Annotated in this window: 21 protein-coding genes; 6 read left to right on the top strand and 15 right to left on the bottom strand. The window is 72.6% G+C overall.

The window, feature by feature from the left end:
* Positions 1–251 precede the first annotated feature (251 nt).
* On the top strand, positions 252–1,163 hold the full coding sequence (locus ACIHEI_RS10630; RefSeq protein WP_396606358.1) for a 1-aminocyclopropane-1-carboxylate deaminase/D-cysteine desulfhydrase: 912 nt from the start codon (positions 252–254) through the stop codon (positions 1,161–1,163).
* Positions 1,164–1,197: 34 nt separating this feature from the next.
* Here the strand turns inward: ACIHEI_RS10630 and ACIHEI_RS10625 are convergent, their stop codons facing one another.
* Positions 1,198–2,727, bottom strand: coding sequence for an LCP family protein (locus ACIHEI_RS10625; RefSeq protein WP_396606357.1), 1,530 nt, complete (start codon positions 2,725–2,727; stop codon positions 1,198–1,200).
* Positions 2,728–2,948: 221 nt separating this feature from the next.
* Positions 2,949–3,413: a MarR family winged helix-turn-helix transcriptional regulator gene (locus ACIHEI_RS10620; protein WP_387643194.1), complete on the bottom strand. Its 465-nt coding sequence runs from the start codon at positions 3,411–3,413 to the stop codon at positions 2,949–2,951.
* Positions 3,414–3,507: 94 nt separating this feature from the next.
* On the opposite strand from ACIHEI_RS10620, the gene ACIHEI_RS10615 reads away from it, so the two are divergent.
* Positions 3,508–4,527, top strand: a complete 1,020-nt coding sequence (locus tag ACIHEI_RS10615; RefSeq protein WP_396606356.1) for an NADP-dependent oxidoreductase — start codon at positions 3,508–3,510, stop codon at positions 4,525–4,527.
* A 291-nt stretch (positions 4,528–4,818) separates the two neighbouring features.
* Positions 4,819–5,313, top strand: coding sequence for a DUF3145 domain-containing protein (locus ACIHEI_RS10610; RefSeq protein WP_387643196.1), 495 nt, complete (start codon positions 4,819–4,821; stop codon positions 5,311–5,313).
* A gap of 109 nt (positions 5,314–5,422) precedes the next feature.
* On the opposite strand, the gene fabF is transcribed toward ACIHEI_RS10610, so the two are convergent.
* From fabF to ACIHEI_RS10585, 5 genes are all read right to left on the bottom strand, one after another.
* Positions 5,423–6,691, bottom strand: a complete 1,269-nt coding sequence (gene fabF, locus ACIHEI_RS10605) for a beta-ketoacyl-ACP synthase II (RefSeq protein WP_396606355.1) — start codon at positions 6,689–6,691, stop codon at positions 5,423–5,425.
* A 105-nt stretch (positions 6,692–6,796) separates the two neighbouring features.
* The gene (locus ACIHEI_RS10600) at positions 6,797–7,039 is read right to left on the bottom strand and encodes an acyl carrier protein (protein WP_073812203.1); all 243 of its coding nucleotides are present in this window, start codon (positions 7,037–7,039) and stop codon (positions 6,797–6,799) included.
* Positions 7,040–7,118: 79 nt separating this feature from the next.
* Entirely contained in the window at positions 7,119–8,147 is a 1,029-nt protein-coding gene (locus ACIHEI_RS10595) for a beta-ketoacyl-ACP synthase III (RefSeq protein WP_387643198.1), read from the bottom strand.
* Positions 8,144–9,082: an ACP S-malonyltransferase gene (locus tag ACIHEI_RS10590; protein WP_387643199.1), complete on the bottom strand. Its 939-nt coding sequence runs from the start codon at positions 9,080–9,082 to the stop codon at positions 8,144–8,146. The genes ACIHEI_RS10595 and ACIHEI_RS10590 overlap by 4 nt, the downstream gene beginning before the upstream one ends.
* Positions 9,083–9,172: 90 nt before the next feature.
* Positions 9,173–10,369 (bottom strand): PucR family transcriptional regulator, encoded by a 1,197-nt coding sequence (locus ACIHEI_RS10585; protein ID WP_387643200.1) that lies wholly within the window; start codon positions 10,367–10,369, stop codon positions 9,173–9,175.
* 247 nt (positions 10,370–10,616) lie between these two features.
* On the opposite strand from ACIHEI_RS10585, the gene ACIHEI_RS10580 reads away from it, so the two are divergent.
* Positions 10,617–11,441 (top strand): pirin family protein, encoded by an 825-nt coding sequence (locus ACIHEI_RS10580; protein WP_392947443.1) that lies wholly within the window; start codon positions 10,617–10,619, stop codon positions 11,439–11,441.
* Positions 11,442–11,597: 156 nt separating this feature from the next.
* Here the strand turns inward: ACIHEI_RS10580 and ACIHEI_RS10575 are convergent, their stop codons facing one another.
* Positions 11,598–12,428, bottom strand: a complete 831-nt coding sequence (locus ACIHEI_RS10575) for a serine hydrolase domain-containing protein (protein ID WP_396606354.1) — start codon at positions 12,426–12,428, stop codon at positions 11,598–11,600.
* Positions 12,429–12,537: 109 nt separating this feature from the next.
* On the opposite strand from ACIHEI_RS10575, the gene ACIHEI_RS10570 reads away from it, so the two are divergent.
* Positions 12,538–13,047 (top strand): MerR family transcriptional regulator, encoded by a 510-nt coding sequence (locus tag ACIHEI_RS10570; protein WP_396606353.1) that lies wholly within the window; start codon positions 12,538–12,540, stop codon positions 13,045–13,047.
* Complete coding sequence (locus ACIHEI_RS10565) at positions 13,044–14,054, top strand: aldo/keto reductase (protein ID WP_392947451.1); 1,011 nt, start codon at positions 13,044–13,046, stop codon at positions 14,052–14,054. Before ACIHEI_RS10570 ends, ACIHEI_RS10565 begins: the two co-directional genes overlap by 4 nt.
* 7 nt (positions 14,055–14,061) lie before the next feature.
* On the opposite strand, the gene ACIHEI_RS10560 is transcribed toward ACIHEI_RS10565, so the two are convergent.
* The 7 genes from ACIHEI_RS10560 to ACIHEI_RS10530 all read right to left on the bottom strand — a co-directional run bounded on the left by ACIHEI_RS10560 (position 14,062) and on the right by ACIHEI_RS10530 (position 21,104).
* Positions 14,062–15,252, bottom strand: a complete 1,191-nt coding sequence (locus ACIHEI_RS10560; protein ID WP_392947453.1) for an alpha/beta hydrolase — start codon at positions 15,250–15,252, stop codon at positions 14,062–14,064.
* Between the two features lie 144 nt (positions 15,253–15,396).
* Positions 15,397–15,732 carry an MmcQ/YjbR family DNA-binding protein gene (locus ACIHEI_RS10555; RefSeq protein WP_387643206.1) on the bottom strand — a complete coding sequence of 112 codons (336 nt, stop codon included), beginning with the start codon at positions 15,730–15,732 and terminating at the stop codon, positions 15,397–15,399.
* 51 nt (positions 15,733–15,783) lie between these two features.
* Positions 15,784–16,992: an acyltransferase gene (locus ACIHEI_RS10550; RefSeq protein ID WP_396606352.1), complete on the bottom strand. Its 1,209-nt coding sequence runs from the start codon at positions 16,990–16,992 to the stop codon at positions 15,784–15,786.
* 21 nt (positions 16,993–17,013) lie between these two features.
* Positions 17,014–18,108: an alpha/beta hydrolase gene (locus ACIHEI_RS10545; protein ID WP_396606351.1), complete on the bottom strand. Its 1,095-nt coding sequence runs from the start codon at positions 18,106–18,108 to the stop codon at positions 17,014–17,016.
* A gap of 284 nt (positions 18,109–18,392) precedes the next feature.
* Positions 18,393–19,067, bottom strand: a complete 675-nt coding sequence (locus tag ACIHEI_RS10540; protein WP_396606350.1) for a response regulator — start codon at positions 19,065–19,067, stop codon at positions 18,393–18,395.
* Positions 19,064–20,350, bottom strand: a complete 1,287-nt coding sequence (locus ACIHEI_RS10535) for a sensor histidine kinase (RefSeq protein ID WP_396606349.1) — start codon at positions 20,348–20,350, stop codon at positions 19,064–19,066. The genes ACIHEI_RS10540 and ACIHEI_RS10535 overlap by 4 nt, the downstream gene beginning before the upstream one ends.
* Before the next feature lie 88 nt (positions 20,351–20,438).
* Positions 20,439–21,104 (bottom strand): TetR/AcrR family transcriptional regulator, encoded by a 666-nt coding sequence (locus tag ACIHEI_RS10530; protein ID WP_396606348.1) that lies wholly within the window; start codon positions 21,102–21,104, stop codon positions 20,439–20,441.
* Between the last annotated feature and the right edge of the window lie 43 nt (positions 21,105–21,147).

Below are 21,147 nucleotides of genomic sequence, written 5' to 3'. Positions count from 1 at the left end.
TCCGTCGACAGCGCCACGTGCCGCTGCTGATGGCCGTCGTGTCCGCGCCGGCCGCGCTTCGGGCCGGAGCGGAGCCACGAGCGAGGCAGCGCGGTGGGGGCCTGGCAGGGGCGTCCAGCGCGGCGGGGAAGGCATGGTCGGGCGGGGTGCCGTAGCCGATCAGCGGGCCATCGCGCGGCGGCCTGGCGCTGTCGGGGTGCCGGCGTACAGGGGCCGGCGGGGTGCTGCCGGCCCCCGGTTAGGGTGAGTGGATGCTCGTGCCCGCTGACCTGCCCACGCCGTTGACGGTGGTCGACGACCCGGAGCTCGCCGCCGCGGGGGTCGAGCTGCGGCTGAAGCGGGACGACCTGGCGCATCCGACGGTGCCCGGCAACAAGTGGCGCAAGCTCGCGCCGAACCTGGAGCGGGCTGTCGCGGACGGCTGCGGGGCGCTGCTCACCTACGGCGGGGCGTACTCCACGCATGTGCGGGCGGTGGCCGCGGCGGCGCGGGCGCTCGGGCTGGAGAGCGTCGGGGTGATCCGCGGGGCCGAGCTGGCGGGAATGCCGCGGAACTGGTCGCTGGCCCGGGCCGAACGGGACGGCATGGTGCTGGAGTTCGTCGAGCGTTCCGTCTACCGCGAGATCGCCTCCGGGCGGCAGGAGCGGCGGGCGGGGCACTTCGTCCTGCCCGAGGGCGGGTCGAACGCGGCGGCTGTGCGCGGGGCCGCGGTGGTCGCCGCGGAACTGGCCGACCAACTGCCGGACTTGGGCGCGCGGGACGTGGTCTGCTGCGCGGTCGGCACGGGTGGAACGCTGGCCGGGATCGCCGCCGGTCTGCCGCCGGACGCGCAAGCGCTCGGCGTGGCGGTGCTGCGCGGCGAGGGCTACCTGGAGCGCGAGGTTGCGGCGCTGCAACTGGCCGCGTACGGCCGGGAGTTCGACAACTGGCGGCTGGAGCACGGCTGGCACGGCGGCGGGTACGGGCGGGTGCCGCAGGAATTGGAACGCTTCGCCGCCGGGTTCGAGCACCGGCACGGGGTGCCGGTGGAGCGCCGGTACGTGGCGAAGGCGCTGTCCGCGGTCTACGGCCTGGTCCGGGCGGGCGAGTTGGCGGACCGGCGGGTCACCCTCGTGGTGACCGGCCTTCCGGACCCGGACCCGGCCGCGCCCCAGGAGGCGTAGGCGCCGCCGGGCCCGGGGGCCCGGCGGCCGGGGGTCAGCCGAAGCTGAGGTCGGCGCAGAGGTCGCTGTCGGCGGGCCGAGTGTTGTCCGTGATGCCGTTCGGGATGGTGGACGGGATGGTGCCGGCGGAGGCCCCGGCGTCGGGGATGCCGGGGGTGTCGGCGCCGGCCCGGTCCTGGCCGACGGTCAGGGTGAGGCCATCGCTGCCGGAGGCGGCGCGGAGTTCCGCGCCGGGGTAGAGCCGGGCCAGGCGTTCGGCGGCGGGGCGCTGGTCGGGCGCGTACTCGATCAGCGTGGTGTTCCGGGCGGGCGTGTTCTCGGCGATGGTGACGTTGCGGTACCCGTTGCCGCGCAGCGCGGTCGCGGTGCGTCCGGCCAGCCCGGGCGACTTGGCGGCGTTGTGGACCGTGATCGGCACGTCCAGGTTCGTGCTGTCGGGGCTGCCGGTGGCGGACGGGCTGGCCGAGGTCGAGGGGTCGGCCGACGCGGAGGCGCCGGCGGACGGGCTCGCGGTGTCGCCGGTGAGGCGGCCGTCCAGGGTGCGGTCCTGGCGGAGCAGGTCCCACAGGATGCCGGCGTCCGGCTGCACGATGGCGACCCGGGCGCCCTGGAAGCGCCAGGGCAGGGTGACGAACTGGATGTCGGCGAGCTTGATGTTCTGCAGCGACTGGGCGAACTCGGCGAGCTTGTAGGGCGATCCGAGGTCGGGGTCGACGGTGAGCGACTTGGTGGCGGCGTCGGCCAGCGGCAGCAGGGTGGTCAGGTCGAAGCCCTCGCCCTGCACCTTCTTGATCAGCGAGGACATGAACGCCTGCTGACGGCGCATCCGGCCGATGTCGGAGCTGTCGCCGAGGCCGTGCCGGGCGCGGACGTAGTCGACGGCCTGCTGCCCGGCGACGGTCTGCCGGCCCTTGGCCAGCTGGATGCCGTAGGAGTTGACGTCGTTGGGCACGCACACGTCCACGCCGCCGACGGCCTCGGTGATGGAGGCGAAGCCCTTGAAGTCGACGACCAGGGTGTGGTCCACCCGCAGGCCGGTCAGCTCCTCCACGGTGTTCTGCGTGCAGGCGGGGTTGCCGTCCTTGAACTCGCCGATGGTGAAAGCCAAGTTGAACATCTGGTTGGCCCGGGCGGTGGTCCACCGGCCGTCCGCGAGCCGGCACGGCGGGATGGTGACCAGGGTGTCCCGGGGGATCGACACGCCGACGGCGTGTTTGTGATCGGCGTAGACGTGCAGCAGGATCGCGGTGTCGGAGTGCCCGACTCCCACGTCACCGCCGCCGAGGTCGCCGTTGCCGTCGCTCCGGGTGTCGGAGCCGAGCAGCAGGATGTTGACGGGGTGTCCACCGGTGGGCGCGGGAGGCCCGGCCGGCGGGCGGGTGGAGGCGATGCCTTCCGGGGCGAAGGTCGTGATGTTGTGGTCGAGCCGCTGGTAGTACCAGGCGCCGAGTCCCGCGGCGACGACCACCATGACGGCGGCGGTCGCCCCGAGACCCTGGGCTATTCGGCGGCCTCTGCGGCGTCGTGGCGAGGCCGCGGCAGTGCTCTGGGTGGCGTCGGTCATCGATCCGGGATCTCTCTGCGCGCAACGGGAACTGGTGCCCGAGGGCAGGCAGTTGCCGCCTCCGCGACACTGCGGACGGCGGGGCGTTCGTCACCACTTAGACGGTGCGGTGACGGGAATGGTTACACGCGAACCATCATTTCGGAGAGATTTTTCGACCCTCGAACCGGGGTACCCCCGAACCGTCCGACGCGGAGTCCGGGGGGCGGTCCGGCGGAGGGTCAGTCGCGAGCCGAGGAGTCGAGCATCCGCCGCAGCAGGTCCCGCAGTTGGGCCCGTTCGGGGGCGTCCAGCGCGGCCAGCGGCTCGCGGGCGAAGTTCAGCGATTCGCGCAGTTCGGAGGAGGCGGTGAGCCCCGAGTCGGTGGCGACGACCAGCTTGACCCGGCGGTCCTGCGGGTCGGACTCGCGGGTGACGAAGCCGCGGCCCTCCAGCCGGTCGACGATGCCGGTGACGTTGGACGGCTCGCAGGAGAGGGTCTGTGCGATGTGCCGCATCGGCATCGGCCCGCGCCGCAGCAGCGCCAGCACTTTGGCCTGCGCGCCGGTCAGCGAGCGGGCGGCGGCGGCCTCCTCGTACTCGCGGTGGAAGAGTCCGACCAGGCGTGCCATGAGGTCGACGACCTCCACGGTGATCGGGTCGGCGGTCGGAATCGGTGCCTGCTCCATGACCTGCTCCTTCTCCATGGCGCCGAGTCTAGCTGAACAGTTGACAACATGAACCTTTCATCCACAGGATTACTTGAGCCACTGAATGTTTCAGGTTGATGAGGAGCGTGTGATGGCACAGCAGGACCTTCCCGCCACCGGCCGCGAGTGGCACCTGGCCGCCCGCCCGCAGGGCTGGCCGGTTCCCGGCGACTTCGCCCTGGTCGAGGCCCCCGTCCGGCAGCCCGGCCCGGGCGAGATCACCGTGCGCAACGCCTACCTGTCCGTCGACCCGTACATGCGCGGGCGGATGAACGACGTGAAGTCCTACGTCCCGCCGTACGCGCTGGGCGCGCCGATGGACGGCGGTGCGGTGGGCCACGTGGTCGCCAGCAACGCCGAGGGCTTCCAGGTCGGCGACGCCGTGCTGCACGGGCTCGGCTGGCGCGAGTACGCCACCGTGGACGCGGCGCGCACCGTCAAGGTCGACCCCGAACTCGCCCCGCTCTCCGCCTATCTGGGCGTGCTCGGGATGCCCGGCCTCACCGCGTACGCGGGGCTGCTGGAGGTCGCCTCGTTCCGCTCCGGCGACACCGTGTTCGTCTCCGGTGCGGCCGGCGCCGTCGGTTCGCTGGTCGGCCAGATCGCCCGGCTCAAGGGCGCGAAGCGGGTCATCGGCTCGGCCGGTTCCGCCGAGAAGGTCGCCACCCTGGTCGACGACTACGGCTTCGACGCCGCCTTCAACTACAAGGAGGGCCCGGTCGCCGAGCTGCTCGGCCGGGCCGCCCCCGACGGCATCGACGTCTACTTCGACAACGTCGGCGGCGAGCACCTGGAGGCCGCGATCGGCGCCCTGCGGGTGCACGGCCGGGCCACCCTGTGCGGGGCGATCGCCCAGTACAACGACACCTCCGCCCCGGCGGGGCCGCGCAACCTGGCGCTGGCCATCGGAAAGCGCCTTCGCCTGCAGGGCATGCTGGTCAGCGACCACAGTGCGCTGCGCGGCCAGTTCCTCGAGGAGGTCGGCGGCTGGCTGCGGGACGGCTCGCTGCGCTACGACGAGACCGTGGTCGAGGGCGTGGAGAACGCCGTGGAGGCCTTCCTCGGCATGCTGCACGGCGCCAACATCGGAAAGATGGTCGTACAGGTCTGAACGGCACAAGAGCTGATGGTGTGACAGCTTTTGCTGCGTCAACCCGCCCCCACCGGATGCGCGATCCGGTGGGGGCGCGCGTTTAGGTCCGTTCGGGGGAGGTGGGCGCTGTGGGGGTAGACCTCCCGGGGGAACCGACTAGCATGGAGGGAAAGCTTGTCCGTTTTGCTCGATTTGATGACCTAATGTCGAATAAGTTGAGCGTCACGGGGTAGCCACTGGTCCGTACCGACCGGCGACGGCGCGAGGCAGCTGGGGAAGGCGACCCTCGTCCACAGCCAGGAGGTCCCGGTGACGACACGTGGTGTGCTCTACATCCACTCCGCGCCACGCGCGCTGTGCCCGCACGTCGAGTGGGCGGTGGCGGGCGCCCTCGGGGTGCGGGTCAACCTCGACTGGATCCGGCAGCCCGCCGCGCCCGGCCACTGGCGGTCCGAACTCTCCTGGCAGGGAGAGCCCGGCACCGCCTCCAGGCTCGCCTCCGCGCTGCGCGGCTGGCAGATGATGCGCTACGAGGTGACCGGCGAGCCCTGCGCCACGGCCGAGGGCGAGCGGTACTCCTCCACGCCCAGCCTCGGCATCTTCCACGCCGTCACCGGCATTCACGGCGACATCCTGATCCCCGAGGACCGGCTGCGGGCCGTGCTGCTGCGCTCCCGCAGCGAGGGCAGCGACCTGGAGACGGAGATCGGCCGGCTGCTCGGAAAGCCGTGGGACGACGAGCTGGAGCCGTTCCGGTACGCGGGTGAGGGCGCGCCGGTGAGGTGGCTGCACCAGGTGGTGTGACCCGTAGCGGCGCGGAGACGGGACCGGCCCGGCACTCGATCGGAGTGCTGGGCCGGTCGCGCAGTTGTTCGCGCGCGCCTCAGAGGGTGGTGTCTCAGACGGTGGCGTCTCAGACGGTGCGGAAGGCCAGGACCACGTTGTGGCCGCCGAAGCCGAAGGAGTTGTTGAGGGCGGCGATGCGGCCCTCGACCGGGAGCTTGCGGGGCTCGTCGCGGACGATGTCGGCCTCGATGTCGTCGTCCAGGTCGACCACGTTGATGGTCGGCGGGGCGATCCGGTGGTGCAGGGCGAGGACGGTGGCGACCGTCTCGATGCCGCCGGCGCCGCCGAGCAGGTGGCCGGTCATCGACTTGGTGGCGGAGATCGCCACGTGCTCGAGGTGCTCGCCGAGTTCGCGGCTGAGCGCCTTGACCTCCGCGGTGTCACCCTGCGGGGTGGAGGTGGCGTGCGCGTTGACGTGCACGACCTCGGCCTTGTCCAGCTCGTTGCGGTCGAACAGGTCGGCGATGGCGCGGGCCACGCCGGCGCCGGTCGGCTCCGGCTGGGCGATGTGGTGGGCGTCCGAGGACAGGCCCTGGCCGATCGCCTCGCAGTACACGCGGGCACCGCGGGCGGCGGCGTGCTCGGCGGACTCCAGCACCACGACGCCGGCGCCCTCGCCGAGGACGAAGCCGTCACGGGCCTTGTCGTACGGCCGGGAGGCGTGCTCGGGGTCGTCGTTGTTCTTGGACATCGCCATCATGTTGGAGAAGGCGACGATGGGCAGCGGGTGGATCGCCGCCTCGGTGCCGCCGGCCACCACGATGTCGGCGCGGCCACTGCGGATCATCTCGATCGCGTAGCCGATCGCCTCGGCACCGGAGGCGCAGGCGGAGACAGGGGTGTGCACGCCGGCCCGGGCGCCGACCTCCAGGCCGACGTTGGCGGCCGGGGAGTTGGGCATCAGCATCGGGACGGTGTGCGGGGAGACCTTGCGGACGCCCTGCTCCTTGAGCACGTCGTACTGGTCGAGCAGGGTGGTGACGCCACCGATGCCGGAGGCGATGACCGCGCCCAGACGCTCGGGGGTCAGCTCGTTGGAGTCGGCGGTGGCCGGGCCCTCGAAGCCGGCGTCCTTCCAGGCCTCGCGGGCGGCGATCAGCGCGAACTGGGCCGAGCGGTCCAGCTTGCGGGCCACCGGGCGGGGCAGGATTTCGGACGGCTCGACGGCGACCCGGGCGGCGATCCGGACCGGCAGGTCGGCGGCCCACTCCTCGGTGAGCGCGCGGACCCCGGACCGGCCGGCCAGCAGGCCCTCCCAGAATGTGGCGGCGTCGCCGCCCAGCGGCGTGAAGGCGCCGATACCCGTGACGACCACGGTGCGGTTTTCAGCAGTCACTGGTTTCTTCTTCTCTCACGTAGAGCGGGGGGCCGGACGAGCCGGACGGAAAGGGGGACGGTCGGGGCGCGGCTGGCGCGCCCCGACCGGCAGCCTGACGACTGGTCAGACGTTGGCGACGATGAAGTTCACCGCGTCGCCGACGGTCTTCAGGTTCTTGACCTCGTCGTCCGGGATCTTCGCGCCGAAGCGCTCCTCGGCGGCGACGACGACCTCGACCATGGACAGCGAGTCGACGTCCAGGTCGTCGGTGAAGGACTTGTCGAGCTCGACGTCCTCGACCGGAATGCCGGCGATCTCGTTGACGATCTCGGCGAGACCTTCGAGAACCTCGGTCTGGGTAGCCATATCGGCTGCTCCTCTTCGGTGGTGACGGCGGACGGTCCGACGGACCGCCGCGGGTTTCATGTGGTGCGGAGAAAAACGCCTAGGGGAGAGTAACGACTGCTGCGGCGTAGACCAGGCCGGCCCCGAAGCCGATGATCAGCGCCAGGTCGCCGCTCTTGGCCTCGCCGCGCTCCAGCATCCGCTCCATGGCGAGCGGAATGGAGGCGGCGGAGGTGTTGCCGGTCTCGACGATGTCGCGGGCCACCGGGATCTCGGCGGGCAGCTTCAGCGTCTTGATCATGGCGTCGATGATGCGCATGTTGGCCTGGTGCGGGATGAACGCGCCGAGCTGGTCGGCGGTGATCCCGGCGGCGTCCAGCGCCTGCTGCGCGACCTTCGCCATGTCGTACACGGCCCAGCGGAAGACCGTCTGGCCCTCCATCCGGAGCGCGGGCCACTTGATCTCCTCGCCCGCGCCGTTGACGGCGTCGGGCTTGGCGAAGGCGGTGTCCCAGGCCTTGGTCTGCGAAATCACCTCGGACTGCGAGCCGTCCGAACCCCAGACCACCTTGCCGATGCCGGGGGTGTCGGACGGGCCGACGATCGCGGCGCCCGCGCCGTCGCCGAAGATGAACGCGGTCGAGCGGTCCGACTTGTCGGTCAGGTCGGACAGCCGCTCCACGCCGATCACCAGCACGTATTCGGCGCTGCCGCCGCGCACCATGCCGTCGGCCAGGCTCAGGCCGTAGCCGAAGCCCGCGCAGGCGGCGGAGATGTCGAACGCGGGGGCGGTGCCGCAGCCGAGCCGCTGGGCGATCTCGGTGGCGATCGCCGGGGTCTGCTTCAGGTGCGAGACGGTGGCGACGATGACGCCGCCGATCTGCTCCGGAGCGATCCCGGACATCGCGATGGCCCGCTCCGCCGCCTGCACCGACATCTCGGCGACGGTCTCCTCCGGGCCGGCCCAGCGGCGCTCCGCGATACCGGAACGCGAGCGGATCCACTCGTCCGAGGAGTCGATCCAGTTCAGCACCTCGGAGTTCGGGATCACCCGGGTCGGGCGGTAGCCGCCGACCCCGAGGATGCGCGAGAACTGGGCGCCGGTGGCCGGCTTGATGGTGGCAGTCATGCGGACTTCTCCTGCTTGCCGTGCTCGGCCACGAGCTCACGGGCCCGGTCGAGATCGGCGGGGGACTTCAGGGCCAGCGTGGCGACACCCTTGACGTTGCGCTTGACCAGGTTGGTGAGGGTTCCGGCCGGGGACAGCTCGATCACGGCGGTCGCGCCCAACTGCTGCAGGGTCTCCATGCACAGGTCCCAGCGGACCGGGTTGGACACCTGCGAGACCAGACGGGACAGCACCTCGGCACCGTCGCCGACCACCTCGCCGTCCTTGTTGGACACGTACGCCACCGCCGGGTCGGCCGCCGTCAGCGTCGGCGCCAGCTTCTCCAGCCGGGCCACGCCCGGGGCCATGTGCGCGGTGTGGAACGCGCCCGCGACCTTCAGCGCGATCAGCCGCGCGCCGGCCGGCGGGTCCGCCTTCAGCGCGGCCAGCTGCTCCAGCGTGCCGGCCGCGACGATCTGGCCGCCGCCGTTGTTGTTCGCCGCGGTGACCCCGTGTGCGGCGAGCTTCTCGGCGACCGCCTCCGGGTCGCCGCCGAGCACCGCCGCCATGCCGGTCGCGGTGGCCGCGGCGGCCTCCGCCATGCCGAGGCTGCGCTCGCGGACGAAGGCCAGCGCGTCCTGCTCGGACAGCACGCCGGCCAGCGCCGCGGCGGTGATCTCACCGACGCTGTGGCCGGCCAGCGCGCCGACCGACGCGGAAACGCCCTGCGGCAGCAGCGCCTGAGCGGTCACCAGGCCGGCGGCCACCAGCAGCGGCTGGGCGACGGCGGTGTCCTTGATCTCCTCCTCGGAGGCCTCGGTTCCGGCGTGCACCAGGTCGAGGCCGGCCACCTCCGACCACTGGCGCAGCCGGTCGGCGACGCCGTCCAGTTCGAGCCAGGGGTTGAGGAAGCCGGGAGTCTGGGCACCCTGTCCAGGGGCGACGATAACGAGCACGGTTCAACCCTCTCTCGCCGGACGCCGTGGGGCGGGTAGGCGACGATGACGAAGAAAAGCACGTCGGATTGTGGATTCCCTACAGTGCGATCAGCCCTGGTCAGGCCCGGAGCCGAGACGCCCCAGGGCAAGGGCGATGCGCAGGGTGAACGCCGAACGCACGTCCGATGGAGCATAGCCGGTGACATCTGTCACACGACGCAGCCGGTAGCGCACGGTGTTCGGATGGACGAAGAGCATCCGGGCAGCACCTTCCAGCGAGGACGCCTGCTCCAGATAGACACTCAGCGTCTCCAGGAGTGCCGAACCGGCCTCCTCCAATGGTGTGTAGATCTCCTCCACCAGCTGACGGCGCGCCACCTCGTCGCCCGCCAGCGAGCGTTCGGGCAGCAGATCGTCGGCCAGCACCGGGCGTGGCGCGTCCGGCCACGCCGAACACGCCTTCAGGCCCTGCGCGGCGGCATGCGCCGAGCGGGTCGCCGACAGCAGGTCACCGACCGTCGGACCGACCACCACCGGGCCCGGCGCGAACTGACCGATCAGCGCCCGCGCGGCGTGCACCGGCTCCTTGTCGCCGCCGACCACCACCACCAGGCGGCGGCCCAACACCCCCGTCAGCACGTGCAGCTTGGCGTACCGGGCGGCCCGCCGGATGGCCTCCACCACCAGCTCGCTGTCGCCGTCCGGGGCACTGCCCATCACGACCCGCACCTGGCTCGGCTGACCCCAGCCCAGTGCCGCCGCCCGGGACAGCACGCCCTCGTCGGCGTCCCCGGACAGCAGCGAGTTGACGACCAGCGCTTCCAGCCGGGCGTCCCACGCGCCGCGCGCCTCCGCGGCCTGCGCGTACACCTGGGCGGTGGCGAAGGCGATCTCCCGGGCGTAGACCAGCACCGACTCGCGCATGCCCGCCTCGTCGCCGGGCGCGGCCACCTCCTCGATGGCCTCCTCCATCACCTCGATCGTGGTGCGGATCAGCTCCACCGTCTGCCGCAGCGTGATCGCCCGGGTCAACTCCCGCGGGGCGGTGCCGAACACGTCGGTGGAGATCGCCTGCGGCGCCTCCGGGTGCCGGTACCACTCGGTGAACGCCGCGATACCCGCCTGCGCGACCAGGCCGATCCACGAACGGTGCTCCGGTGGCATCCGCCGGTACCAGGCCAGCTGATCGTCCATCCGGGCAATCGCCGCGGACGCCAGCTTGCCCGCCGACTTCTCCAGCCGCTTCAGCGTCGCCGCCCGCAACTCGGCGCGCTCCGACGCGAGTCGGCGCTCCTCGGCGGTCATCCGGCCACGGCCGGGGACCGCCGAGGTACCGTTCGGCCGCGCCGGACGTTTCGCGGACTTCTTCTCCGGGCCCCGGTCGGCGGGCCGCTCCTGGGCGGGCGGCTCGCCGGACGTCCGGTCGGATGCTTTGTCGGGTTTCGCTGAAGCGGATGGCACGGCACTAGCCTGCCTCACGCGGACGGGTGCTCGTGCACACCCCGCGCCGAGAAGACCGGTGGCACCCGTCACACCGGCTACCGTGGTGCCCGTGAGCGTGGATTCCTCGCCCCAGGACGGGCACCCCCTCGAAACCGCCGCACCCGCGTCCGGGGCCGGACGGAAGGAACGCGGCCGCGCCGACCTGCGCCGGGCCGGCGAGCGCTACCTGTCGGAACCCGCCGAAGGCATCACCACCCTTCACGCGTTCTCCTTCGCCGGGCACTACGACCCGAAGAACACATCTTTCGGGGCGCTGCTCGCCTGCAACGAGGAGACACTCGCCCCCGGCGCCGGCTACGACACGCACCGGCACACCGACACCGAGATCGTCACCTGGGTGATCGACGGCGCGCTCGCCCACCGCGACGACGCGGGCCACGCGAGCGTGGTCCGGCCCGGCATGCTCCAGGTGCAGTCCGCGGGGGCGGGCATCAACCACACCGAGCGGAACCTCGGCGGGGCGGACTCGTCCGTGACGTTTCTTCAGATGTGGCTCCAGCCCGATCAGTTCGGTTCGGAACCGGGGTTCGGGCTGCGGTCGGTTGCGATTGAGGACGGGCTGACGTTGCTCGCTTCCGGGCGGCCCGCGGACGACGCGCTGCGCCTGCGACGGGCCGACGCGGCGCTCTGGCTGGTGCGGGCCGGTGCGTGGGCGGCGTTGCCGGAACTCCCCGCCGCCCCTTTCCGATACGTGCACGTGGTGGCCGGATCGGTCGGCTACCGGACCGTCCCCGGCCCGCAGGGTGGCGGGCGGTCGGCGAGCGCCGGCGACGCGATCCGGATCACGGGGGACGCGTTCGCGGACCCGACGGCGGGGGAGGACGGGGTGGAACTGCTGCTCTGGGAGATGCACAGCCCGTTGCAGTACGGGTGAGACAGCGCGTGGGCGCGAAAACAGGGGCGCGGGGAACTGCGCGACAAGCGCACACCACGTCCGTAAGGTCGCGATCAAGTGCAGGTCATTGTTCTGCGTCGCGATCTTGCAGCTGAGTGCCTCCCGCTTCGCGCAGTTCCCCGCGCCCCTGGACGTTCACTCCTGTTCGGAGAGAATCGCGTCGCTGAGCTGGGGCCAGACCTCTGCTGCCCAGGGGCCGAAGTCGCGGTCGGTGAGGGCGAGGCAGGCGAGGTCGGCGGTGGGGTCGACCCAGAGGAAGGTGCCGGACTGGCCGAAGTGGCCGAAGGTGGCGGGGGAGTTGGTGGTGCCGGTCCAGTGCGGGGTCTTGTGGTCGCGGATTTCGAAGCCGAGGCCCCAGTCGTTGGGGCGGCGGTGGCCGAAGCCGGGCAGGACGCCGCTGGTGCCGGGGAACGCGACCTCGCGGGTGGCGGTGTGCAGGGTGGCGGGGTCGAGCAGCTTGGGGGACTGGAGTTCGGCCGCGAAGCGGGCGAGGTCGGCGGCGGTGGAGAGGCCGCCCGCGCCGGCGGGCGCGCGGTGGGCGGTGTTGATCAGGGTGGCGTGCATGCCGAGCGGCTGGAAGACGGCTTCGGCCGCGTACTGGGCGAACGGGATGCCGGAGGCGTGTTCCAGGGTGGCGGCGAGGACGTCGAAGCCGGCGTTGGAGTAGAGGCGGCGGTTGCCGGGGGCGGCCATCACGCGGTGTTCGTCGAAGGCCAGGCCGGAGGTGTGGGCCAGCAGGTGGCGGACGGTGGAGCCGTCGGGGCCGGCCGGGTCGTCGAGTTCGAAGACGCCTTCCTCGACGGCGATCAGTGCGGCGTACGCGCTGAGCAGCTTGGTGACGGAGGCGAGCGGGAACAGGTGGTCCTGCGGGCCGTGTGCGCCGAGCAGGGCGCCGTCGCTTCCGCGTACGACCGCCGCAGCGGCGTTCGGTACGGGCCAGTCCTCGATCATCCGCAAGCTCTGCATGGGCCGAACTCTAAACGACGGTCCGGGAGATCCGGTGTGCCAGGCTTGCTTGGAGTGCGCTCCAACTGAGTAGCGTCGGAGCCGTCGTCGAGAGCGAGGGTCGGGCAGGATGGCGGAGTTCGTCCAGCAGAGTGCTCAACTGGCGGGTTGCGAGCGGGCGTTCGGTGCGCCGAGTGCGGTGCCGGACCGGACGCCGCGGCATCCGATCAGCGAGGTGTCCGCGATCAGCGGGCTCACTGCGCACACGCTGCGCTGGTACGAGCGGATCGGGCTGCTGGACCCGGTGGACCGTTCGCACGCCGGCCAGCGCAGGTACAGCGACGCGGACCTGGCGCGGCTGGCGTTCCTGACGAAGCTCCGGCTGACCGGGATGCCGGTGGCCGACATGGTCCGGTACGTCGAGCTGGTGCGGGACGGGGACGCCACCCGGGCCGAGCGCCGGCAGCTGCTGGTGGACCACCGGGCGGAGGTCCGGCAGCGGCTCGCGGACCTGCACGCCACGCTCGCCGTGATCGACCGGAAGATCGATCTCTACGGCGAGCCTGCCGCACCGGTCCCGGGCGACGACGCGACTGAGACGACGGCGGACTATCCGATCGAGGACAGGAAGAGCGCATGAGCAGCATCGAGACCACCCGGCTCGGCAGCAACGGCCCCGTCGTGGGTGTGCAGGGCCTGGGCTGCATGGGGATGAGCGAGTTCTACGGGCCGACCGACACCGAGGAGGCGCTGGCCACCCTCGGCCGGGCGCTGGAGCTCGGGGTGACCCTGTTCGACACCGCCGACATCTACGGTTCGGGCGCCAACGAGGAGCTGATCGGCCCGTTCGTCCGGGCGCACCGCGAACAGGTGGTGCTGGCCACCAAGTTCGGGATCGAGCGGCGCGCCGACGACCCCAGCTACCGGGCCGTCAACAACGAGCCGGCGTACATCCGGCAGGCGGTGGACGCCTCGCTGCGGCGGCTCGGGGTGGACGAGATCGACCTGTACTACATGCACCGCCGCAACCCGGAGGTGCCGCTGGCCGAGTCGGTCGGGGCGATGGCGGAGCTGGTCGCGGCCGGCAAGGTGAAGCACCTGGGTCTGTCCGAGGTGACCGGTCCGGAGCTGCGGGAGGCGTACGCGGTGCATCCGATCGCGGCGCTGCAGTCCGAGTGGTCGCTGTTCGCCCGCGGCCCGGAGCGCACCGCGGTGCCCGTGGCGGCCGAGCTGGGCGTCGCGCTGGTGCCGTACTCGCCGCTCGGCCGGGGCTTCCTGACCGGGGCGTTCGCCAACGCCGAGCAGCTGGGCGCGGACGACTTCCGCCGTCACCTGCCGCAGTTCACCGGTGCGAACGCGGCGGACAACGCGGAGCTGGTCGAGCCGATCCGGAAGGTCGCCGCGGAGCGCGGTGTGACGGCCGCCCAGGTCGCGCTGGCCTGGCTGCAGCAGCGGGCCGAGGTGCACGGCCTGACGGTGGTGCCGATCCCGGGCACCCGCAAGCGCAGCCGGCTGGAGGAGAACGCCGCCGCGACCGCGCTGAAGCTGACGGCGGCGGAGCTGGCCGAGCTGGAACCGATCGGCGGCCGGGTGCAGGGCCCCCGCTACGCGGACATGAGCGCCACCTCGGACGCCCGCGAGGTGTGACGTCCGGTCAATTGCCGGAGTTGGTCGGGTGGCTGACGTCGCCGTAGTGGCCGAGGGCGATCGCGGCGAAGTTGTGCCGGCTGGCGGTGCCCTCGGCCAGGTAGCCGTTGTGGCCGCTGGCGCCGACCGAGGAGACGGTCATCGCGCCGAACGCCTGGGTGGTCGGGTCGGCGCCGTGCCCGAGGCCGCCGACCTCCAGGTAGGGGACGTTGCCGATCCAGTCGGCGGGGTTGCGGGCCGCCCACACCTGGACGCCGGTGCCGAGCTCGGCGGCCGAGTCGACGCCCATCCCGGGGCTGCCGAACGCCACCAGGTCGGTGGGCTGCGTGCCGTGCACGGTCGGCGCGGCGGTGCCGCACACCACCGAGCCGTACGAGTGGCACAGCAGCGTCGGCGGCGCCTCCGGGTGGCTGGTCTGCTTCAGTCCGGCGAGCAGCCGTTCCAGGCGGGGCGCGGCGGCCTCGGCGAGCCGGGAGGTGGCCGCGTCCGGGCCGAGGCCCTGCGGGGTCACGTAGCCGGTCCAGGCGATCACCGCGGTGCGGGTGTTCGGGGACTGGGCGTGCTCCTCGGCGAACAGGGCGCGGGCCATGCCGGCGGGGGAGCGCAGCGGCTCGACGGCCTGGTCGAAGTGGGCGAGGTCGGCGTCCGAGCCGGGCACCAGGACGGCGACCCGCCGGGCGGCGGCCAGGTCGCCGTACACCTCGGTGACCAGACCGCGGCCGCGCGGGTCGAAGGCGAGGATCTGCCGGCCGCCGGCCAGCAGCGCCTCGGAGTCGTTGGCGCGGGAGGCGGCCAGCGCGCGGGCGGTCGGGTCCAGGGCGCGGTCCTCGGAACGCTGCCGGGCCCGGTCGCGTTCGGCGGCGATCGCCTCCCGGTTGGCCCGGTACCGGACGGCCGGCGGCGCGCCGTCCAAGTTGCCCACCACCAGCGGGTATTCGAGGATCAGCCGGTCGAGTTCGGCGTTCGTCAGCGAGGCGAAGAAGGCGGCGACGGCGGCCGGGTCGGCGGTGGCCGGGTCCGGCAGGGCGCGGCCGAAGGTGTTGTCGGCGACCCAGGCGGCGCTGCCGGCCGGCGGCGTGGTGATGGCCAGCTGCTCGCTGGACGCGGTGGCCTGGGCGACCGCCGCCCCAGCGTCCACCAGGGCCGCACAGCCCGCGAACACGCCGATCAGGATCCGCTTGACCCGCCTGCGCTGCATGGCGTCCACTCCCTCGGGCCGGTACATCGCAGCGGGCCGGGCCCGATGGTGCTACGACTGCCAACTACTAGTCAGCCAGACTAGAGGGCGGCAGACGCGCCGGGCAGGGAGCAAACAGTGTTCCGTGTCACATTCGCCCGGACGCTACCTGTCGTATCCGTCCCGGACGCGCTTCGGAGCGATCGAACGCCAGGCCTCGGTGAGCAGTTCACGCAGCTCCTCCGGCTCGACCAGGGCCAGTTGCACCCGCACCCAGCCGAACCGGCCGGTGTACGGCGCCATCGAGTACACCTCGGGCGCGGCGGCGATCAGTTCGGCCTGATCGGACACCGTGGCCTTCACCGAGACCGCCCCCGACTCCGGGTGCCCCATCGCGAAGATCTTCCGGCCGACCCGGAACGTCTCCTGCTCCCAGGTGGTTTCCTGGTGCGCCTGCGGCAGCTCCAGTGCCAGCGCGATCAGTTCGTCGAAGGTCGCCATGGCCGCCAGGGTACGGCCAGGCTCCGACAAGCGAAGGGAATTGACGCAACGTCAGACTGCGCCGAGCGCGTACACCGCGAACAGTGCCGCGCCCGCCGCCGCCACCGCCCGCCAGGCGCGGGACGGCCACGGGGCGTCGAAACGCCGCGCCCAGCGGCCGATCAGCGCCAGCACCACCGCGAACAACGGCAGCCAGGCCAGTCGGGCCAGCGCCCACAGGCCGGAATCGGGGGCGGCGGTCAGGCCCGGCAGCGTGCCCAGTCGCGAACCGGCCAGCGCGGTCAGGAACATCGCGGTCTGGTGCCAGCAGAAGATCGTCATCGCGCCCAGGTTGACCACCACCACCGGCAGCCACAGCAGCGGCCGGCGCAGCGCCCGGCCCAGCCGGTCCTTCAGCAGCATCGCCGCACCGCCCTGCACCGAGGCCAGCGCCAGCACCAGCAGGGACGGCGGGTGCGAGTTGGTGCGGGCCGCGCCCGGTACGCCGACCATGCTCGCCGGGTAGTGGAACACCAGCAGCAGCACCGCGAACAGCGCCGCCCCGCCGAAGGCCGTCAGCCGCGCCCCGGCCCGGGAGATCCGGCCGTGCGCCCAGTCCACACCCAGCTGGTAGGCGAACAGCCAGCCCGGCAGCAGGTTCAGCAGGCTCAGCCACCCCGGCATCGACGCGCCCCACGGCCCGTACCGCAGCAGGTCCACCGCCGCGACGGCCGCCAGCAGCGCCGCCGAGGCCCAACCCTTCATCCGCGCACCGAACTTGACGCACAGCGGGGTGAGTGCCGTCAGCACCAGGTACATCGCGATGTACCAGAGCGGCTGCACCATCAGCACCGCCCCCGTGCGCACCGTGTCGGCCGGCACCCCCAGCCCGCGCAGCACCGGGATCAGCGCCGCCCACACCGCGGCCACCCCCAGCACCGGCCGGGCCAGCCGCAGCACCCGGCCGCGCAACCACTCCCCGATACCCACCCCGCGGTCGGCCGCCCGGCGCAGCGACAGCGCCGACGCCCGGCCGCCGACCAGGAAGAACACCCCCAGCATCTGCAGCACCCAGCTCAGCGGCGCCATGAACGACAGCGCCGTCAGCGGACTCGCGTTGTGCAGCACGCCGTCGGAGAGGGTGAACCCGCCGAGCAGCCAGTGCCCGAGCGGCACCGAGAGCAGTGCGACGGCGCGCAGGCCGTCCAGTGCGCGGTCACGGGTGGTGGGGGTCTTGGCATCGACGGTCGCCGCGGCGCGGCGAACGGAAACAGGCAGCATCGGACGTCTCCTCGACAGTCGTCAGGCGGTGGCGGGGGAGCCGGTCGCGGCGAGCGCGGCGAAGGCCGCGAGCGAGGCCGAACCGGGGGCGAAGTAGTCGCTGTGGCCGTGCGAACCCGTCGACGGCAGCAGGCGGGCGTGGAAGCCCGGGGAGGTCGGGTCGGCGCCGTGCCCGAAACCGAGCACCGAGACGTTCGGGATGTTCGAGATCCAGTCCTCCGGATTACGGGCCACCGCCCACACCGGCACCTTCAACTCGTCCGCCCGCTCCAGGCCCAGCCCCGGCGAGGCGAACACCACCAGCCCCGAGACCCGCGCCGGATCCGGCGCGGACTGCCCGCACACCACCGAGCCGTAGCTGTGGCAGAAGAGAGTGACGGGCCCGGTCAGCGGGGCCAGGCCGGCGACCAGACGCTCCAGCCGCGGGGCCCCCGCCCGGGCGAGCTCCTCCCGGGCGGCGTCCAGCCCCACGCCGACGGGCGTGGTGTAGCCGACCCACGCCACCACGGCGACCTGGTCCTTGGCAGCGGCGCGCAGTTCCTTCGCCATGGCGGCGAGGCGGTCGGACGAGGCCAGATCGACGTCCGATCCGGGCACGAGGACGGCGGTGCGGGCGGCGTGGGCCAGATCGCCGAACACCTCGGCGAGTTGGCCGCGGCCGCGAGGATCGAAGACGAGAAGTTGGCGGCCGGTCAGTTCGGCGTAGCGGGCGGCCTTCCGGGCGGCCTGCTCGCGCTCTTCCGGCAGGAGCGAGGCGTCGGTGGCGCGGGCCTGCTCACGGGCGCGTTCCTGGGCGAGGGCCAGGGAGTTCGCCAAGTAGCGGAGGGGGACCGGCGCGCCGTCCAGATTGCCGAGAACCTGCGGGTGCCGGAACGCGAGCTGCCGCTGCTGGTCCGGGGCCAACGCGTCGAAGAACGCCGCCACTTCGGCCGGGGAGGCATTCGTCGGATCGGGCAGCCGCACCCCCAGCGCGGTGTCCGCCACCCACTCCGCGGACCCCGGCGGCGGCCCCGTCAGCGGCGTCTGCGCATCCGCCGAGGTCCACGACCCCACCCCCAGCACCGCCGCCAGCACCAACCCCGCGACGGCCGTCCCTCGACGCAGACGCCCCAGCATCGCTTCCTCCTCCCGTTCGGTGACGAGGAGGAAGGTAGGAACGAGGTGCGTGGCGGGGCGTCACCCTGCGGAGCCAAGGCGGGTGTCATACCGAGGTGGGATGGAGGGCAGGCGGGCGCGAAAACAGGGGCGCGGGGAACTGCGCGACAAGCGCAAGGCTTGTCCGTAAGGTCGCGATCAAGTGCAGGTCATTGTCCTGCGTCGCGATCTTGCGGCTGGGGTCTTCCGCTTCGCGCAGTTCCCCGCGCCCCTGGTTTCGCAGCCGCTCGCGCCCCTGATTGTCCTCACCCGCCGGGCTGGACCAGCCCGCTCTCGTAGGCGAGGACGACGGCCTGCGCGCGGTCGCGCAGGTTGAGCTTGGCGAGGATGCGGCCTATGTGGGTCTTGACGGTCTGTTCGGCGAGGATCAGGTGGGCGGCGATTTCCTGGTTGGAGAGGCCGCGGGCGATGAGTTCGAGGACTTCGGTCTCGCGGGGGGTGAGCCCGTTGAGGCGGAGGCGGGGGTCGCGGCGGGGGGTGGGGCGGTTCTGGGTGAAGTCGGCGATCAGGCGGCGGGTGACGGAGGGGGCGAGGAGGGCGTCGCCGGCGGCGACCACGCGGACGGCGTTGATCAGGTCGGCGGGTGGGGCGTCCTTGAGGAGGAAGCCGGAGGCGCCGGCGCGGAGGGCCTCGTACACGTAGTCGTCGACGTCGAAGGTGGTGAGCATCAGGACGCGGGGGCGGTGGATCACGCCGGGCGGGGGGTCGAGGAGGTGGCGGGCGGCTTCGAGGCCATCCATCTCGGGCATGCGGACGTCCATCAGGACCACGTCGGGGTGGGTGTGCCGGCTGACCTCCAGGGCTTGGAGGCCGTTCGCGGCGTCGCCGACCACCTCGATGTCGCTCTGGGCGCCGAGCAGGGCGGCGAAGCCCGCGCGGACCATCGCCTGGTCGTCGACGATGAGGACGCGGATGGTCATGCGGTGTTCTCCCCTGGGGCGGTGCCGACCGCCGTTGCGGGGCGGTCGATCGGCAGGACGGCGGCGACCCGGTAGCCGCCGTCGGCGGTCGGGCCGGTGTCCAGGGTGCCATCCAGCAGACGTACGCGTTCCCGCATTCCGGTCAGGCCGTGTCCGGTGGAGGCGGAGACTTCGACGGCGGTGGCCTTGCCGGGGGCCGGGTCGTTGTGCACGTCCACGGTGAGGGCGCCGTCGGCCGCCGCGACCCGGACCCGGGCGGTGGCGCCGGGGGCGTGCCGGACGACGTTGGCCAGGGCTTCCTGGACGATCCGGTACGCGGACAGGCCGACCGCCTCGGGGACGGGGCCGAGGGCCCGGACGTCGTCGGCGAGGTCGAGTTCGGCCCGGACGCCGGCCTGGGCCACGGTGGCGAGCAGGCCCGGCAGGTCGTCGAGGCCCGGCTGCGGGGCCTTGTCGGCCGCGGTGTCGGCGGCCCGCAGCACGCCGAGCAGGCGCCGCATCTCGGCGAGCGAGCCGCGGGCGGCGGAGGCGATCTGCCCGAATTCGGCGACGGCGGGCTCGGGCAGGCCCTCGATGCGGTACGGGGCGCTGTCGGCCTGGACGGCGATCACCGACATGTGGTGGGCGACCACGTCGTGCAACTCGCGGGCGATCCGGGCGCGTTCCTCCAGCAAGGTGCGCCGGGCGCGTTCGGTCTCGGAGATCTGCTCCTGGGCGGCGAGCAGCCGCTTCGCCTCGTCGCGGCTGCGCAGGCTCCAGCCGAGCAGCAGGATCACCCCGGAGAGTGCGGTGACCACCACCGAGGTGCCGTCGAAGTGCTCGGCGAAGACGGACCAGCTGAGGCTGTTGCCGACGAACGTGACCGCCCAGACGGCGAGCAGGGTGCGTCCGCTTTCCCGGATCGCCAGGAACACCATCAGGAACAGGTAACTCAGCAGGGTGGGGACCGGCCACGGCCAGGCCTGGGTGGCGGCCTCGCCGTGGGTGACGACCGCGCCGACCAGCACCGACGGTGCCACCAGCTGCCAGGCGGTCAGCGGCCGGACCAGGGCCAGTGCCAGCGCCCCGGCCTGGACCGTGGCCAGTGCGGCGGCGAGGCCCCCGTTCACCCCGTAGAACTGCGTCAGCGCGACGATGCCGGTGGGCAGCAGCGCACCGATCATGGCCAGCACCACCACGAAGGGCAGCGCCCGCATCCATGCTTTGCGGGCGTTGGCCAGCGGCGGCCGGTGGTTCGGGACGGGTTCGACGAGGGCGCTGAGGAAGGTCTTCCAGGTGGTCACCGGGCCGAGGGTATGGCGGGGCGGGGCCGGTGTCCTCATACTCCGGTCGGGCGCGGCCCTGATACCGCAGTACTACCCGGGCCCCGGGTCAGCGCCAGGAGCCGGCCAACGCCGGTCCGAGCTGGCGCATGTGGCGGTCGATCACGGCCAGCATGTCGTCCATGCAGTGGCCGCGCTGGCCGGGTTCGGCGGCGTACGACAGGTGTGAGAGCCGGACCACGGTGCCGAACACGGCGGCGAGCAGCCGGGGGCGCAGGTCGGTCGCCGGGTCGAGGCCCTCGCGTTCGGCGAGGATCCGGGTCACCTCGTCCTCCTGCTGGAGGGTGTGCCGCAGGTGGGCGGCGAGCAGGGTGGGGGTGGATTCGATCAGTTCGAACAGTTCCAGCGCGCCCGCGACGGAGCCGCGCTCGGCGACCCGGCCCTGGTCGAGGGTCTGCCAGGCCTGCCGGATCGCGCCGTGCAGCGCCTCCAGCGGGTTCTCCACGGCGGGCCGCTCGCGCAGCAGGCCGAGGAAGGTCTCCTCGGCGTCAGCCAGTACCGCCAGGGCGACCTCCTCCTTGTTGGCGAAGTACCGGAAGAAGGTGCGCTGGGAGACCTCCACCGAGGCCGCGATCTCGTCGACCGTGGTCCTCGCGTAACCCTGCTGCAGGAACAGCTGGTTGGCGGCATCGACCAGTGCGCCGCGGGTGCGCTGCTTCTTGCGTTCGCGCAGGCCAGCGGGGAGCGGGTCGACGGCGGAGGTGGGGGTGGCCATGGCTCAACGATAGCGCTCTGCCACTTGTCATCAAGTGGCACAA

Origin of the sequence: Kitasatospora sp. NPDC051984 (assembly GCF_044593455.1) — a bacterium.
Taxonomy (GTDB): domain Bacteria; phylum Actinomycetota; class Actinomycetes; order Streptomycetales; family Streptomycetaceae; genus Kitasatospora.
This window is presented reverse-complemented; position numbering and strand designations above follow the sequence as displayed.

Coding starts and splice junctions, on each gene's coding strand:
- ACIHEI_RS10550 (WP_396606352.1), bottom strand. CDS start 16,992: ATGCTGCCTGTTTCCGTTCGCCGCGCCGCGGCGACCGTCGATGCCAAG.
- ACIHEI_RS10575 (WP_396606354.1), bottom strand. CDS start 12,428: ATGCAGAGCTTGCGGATGATCGAGGACTGGCCCGTACCGAACGCCGCT.
- ACIHEI_RS10545 (WP_396606351.1), bottom strand. CDS start 18,108: ATGCTGGGGCGTCTGCGTCGAGGGACGGCCGTCGCGGGGTTGGTGCTG.
- ACIHEI_RS10530 (WP_396606348.1), bottom strand. CDS start 21,104: ATGGCCACCCCCACCTCCGCCGTCGACCCGCTCCCCGCTGGCCTGCGC.
- ACIHEI_RS10625 (WP_396606357.1), bottom strand. CDS start 2,727: ATGACCGACGCCACCCAGAGCACTGCCGCGGCCTCGCCACGACGCCGC.
- ACIHEI_RS10615 (WP_396606356.1), top strand. CDS start 3,508: ATGGCACAGCAGGACCTTCCCGCCACCGGCCGCGAGTGGCACCTGGCC.
- ACIHEI_RS10555 (WP_387643206.1), bottom strand. CDS start 15,732: ATGGCGACCTTCGACGAACTGATCGCGCTGGCACTGGAGCTGCCGCAG.
- ACIHEI_RS10620 (WP_387643194.1), bottom strand. CDS start 3,413: ATGGAGAAGGAGCAGGTCATGGAGCAGGCACCGATTCCGACCGCCGAC.
- ACIHEI_RS10540 (WP_396606350.1), bottom strand. CDS start 19,067: ATGACCATCCGCGTCCTCATCGTCGACGACCAGGCGATGGTCCGCGCG.
- ACIHEI_RS10565 (WP_392947451.1), top strand. CDS start 13,044: ATGAGCAGCATCGAGACCACCCGGCTCGGCAGCAACGGCCCCGTCGTG.
- ACIHEI_RS10570 (WP_396606353.1), top strand. CDS start 12,538: ATGGCGGAGTTCGTCCAGCAGAGTGCTCAACTGGCGGGTTGCGAGCGG.
- ACIHEI_RS10560 (WP_392947453.1), bottom strand. CDS start 15,252: ATGCAGCGCAGGCGGGTCAAGCGGATCCTGATCGGCGTGTTCGCGGGC.
- ACIHEI_RS10585 (WP_387643200.1), bottom strand. CDS start 10,369: ATGACCGCCGAGGAGCGCCGACTCGCGTCGGAGCGCGCCGAGTTGCGG.
- ACIHEI_RS10600 (WP_073812203.1), bottom strand. CDS start 7,039: ATGGCTACCCAGACCGAGGTTCTCGAAGGTCTCGCCGAGATCGTCAAC.
- ACIHEI_RS10595 (WP_387643198.1), bottom strand. CDS start 8,147: ATGACTGCCACCATCAAGCCGGCCACCGGCGCCCAGTTCTCGCGCATC.
- ACIHEI_RS10630 (WP_396606358.1), top strand. CDS start 252: ATGCTCGTGCCCGCTGACCTGCCCACGCCGTTGACGGTGGTCGACGAC.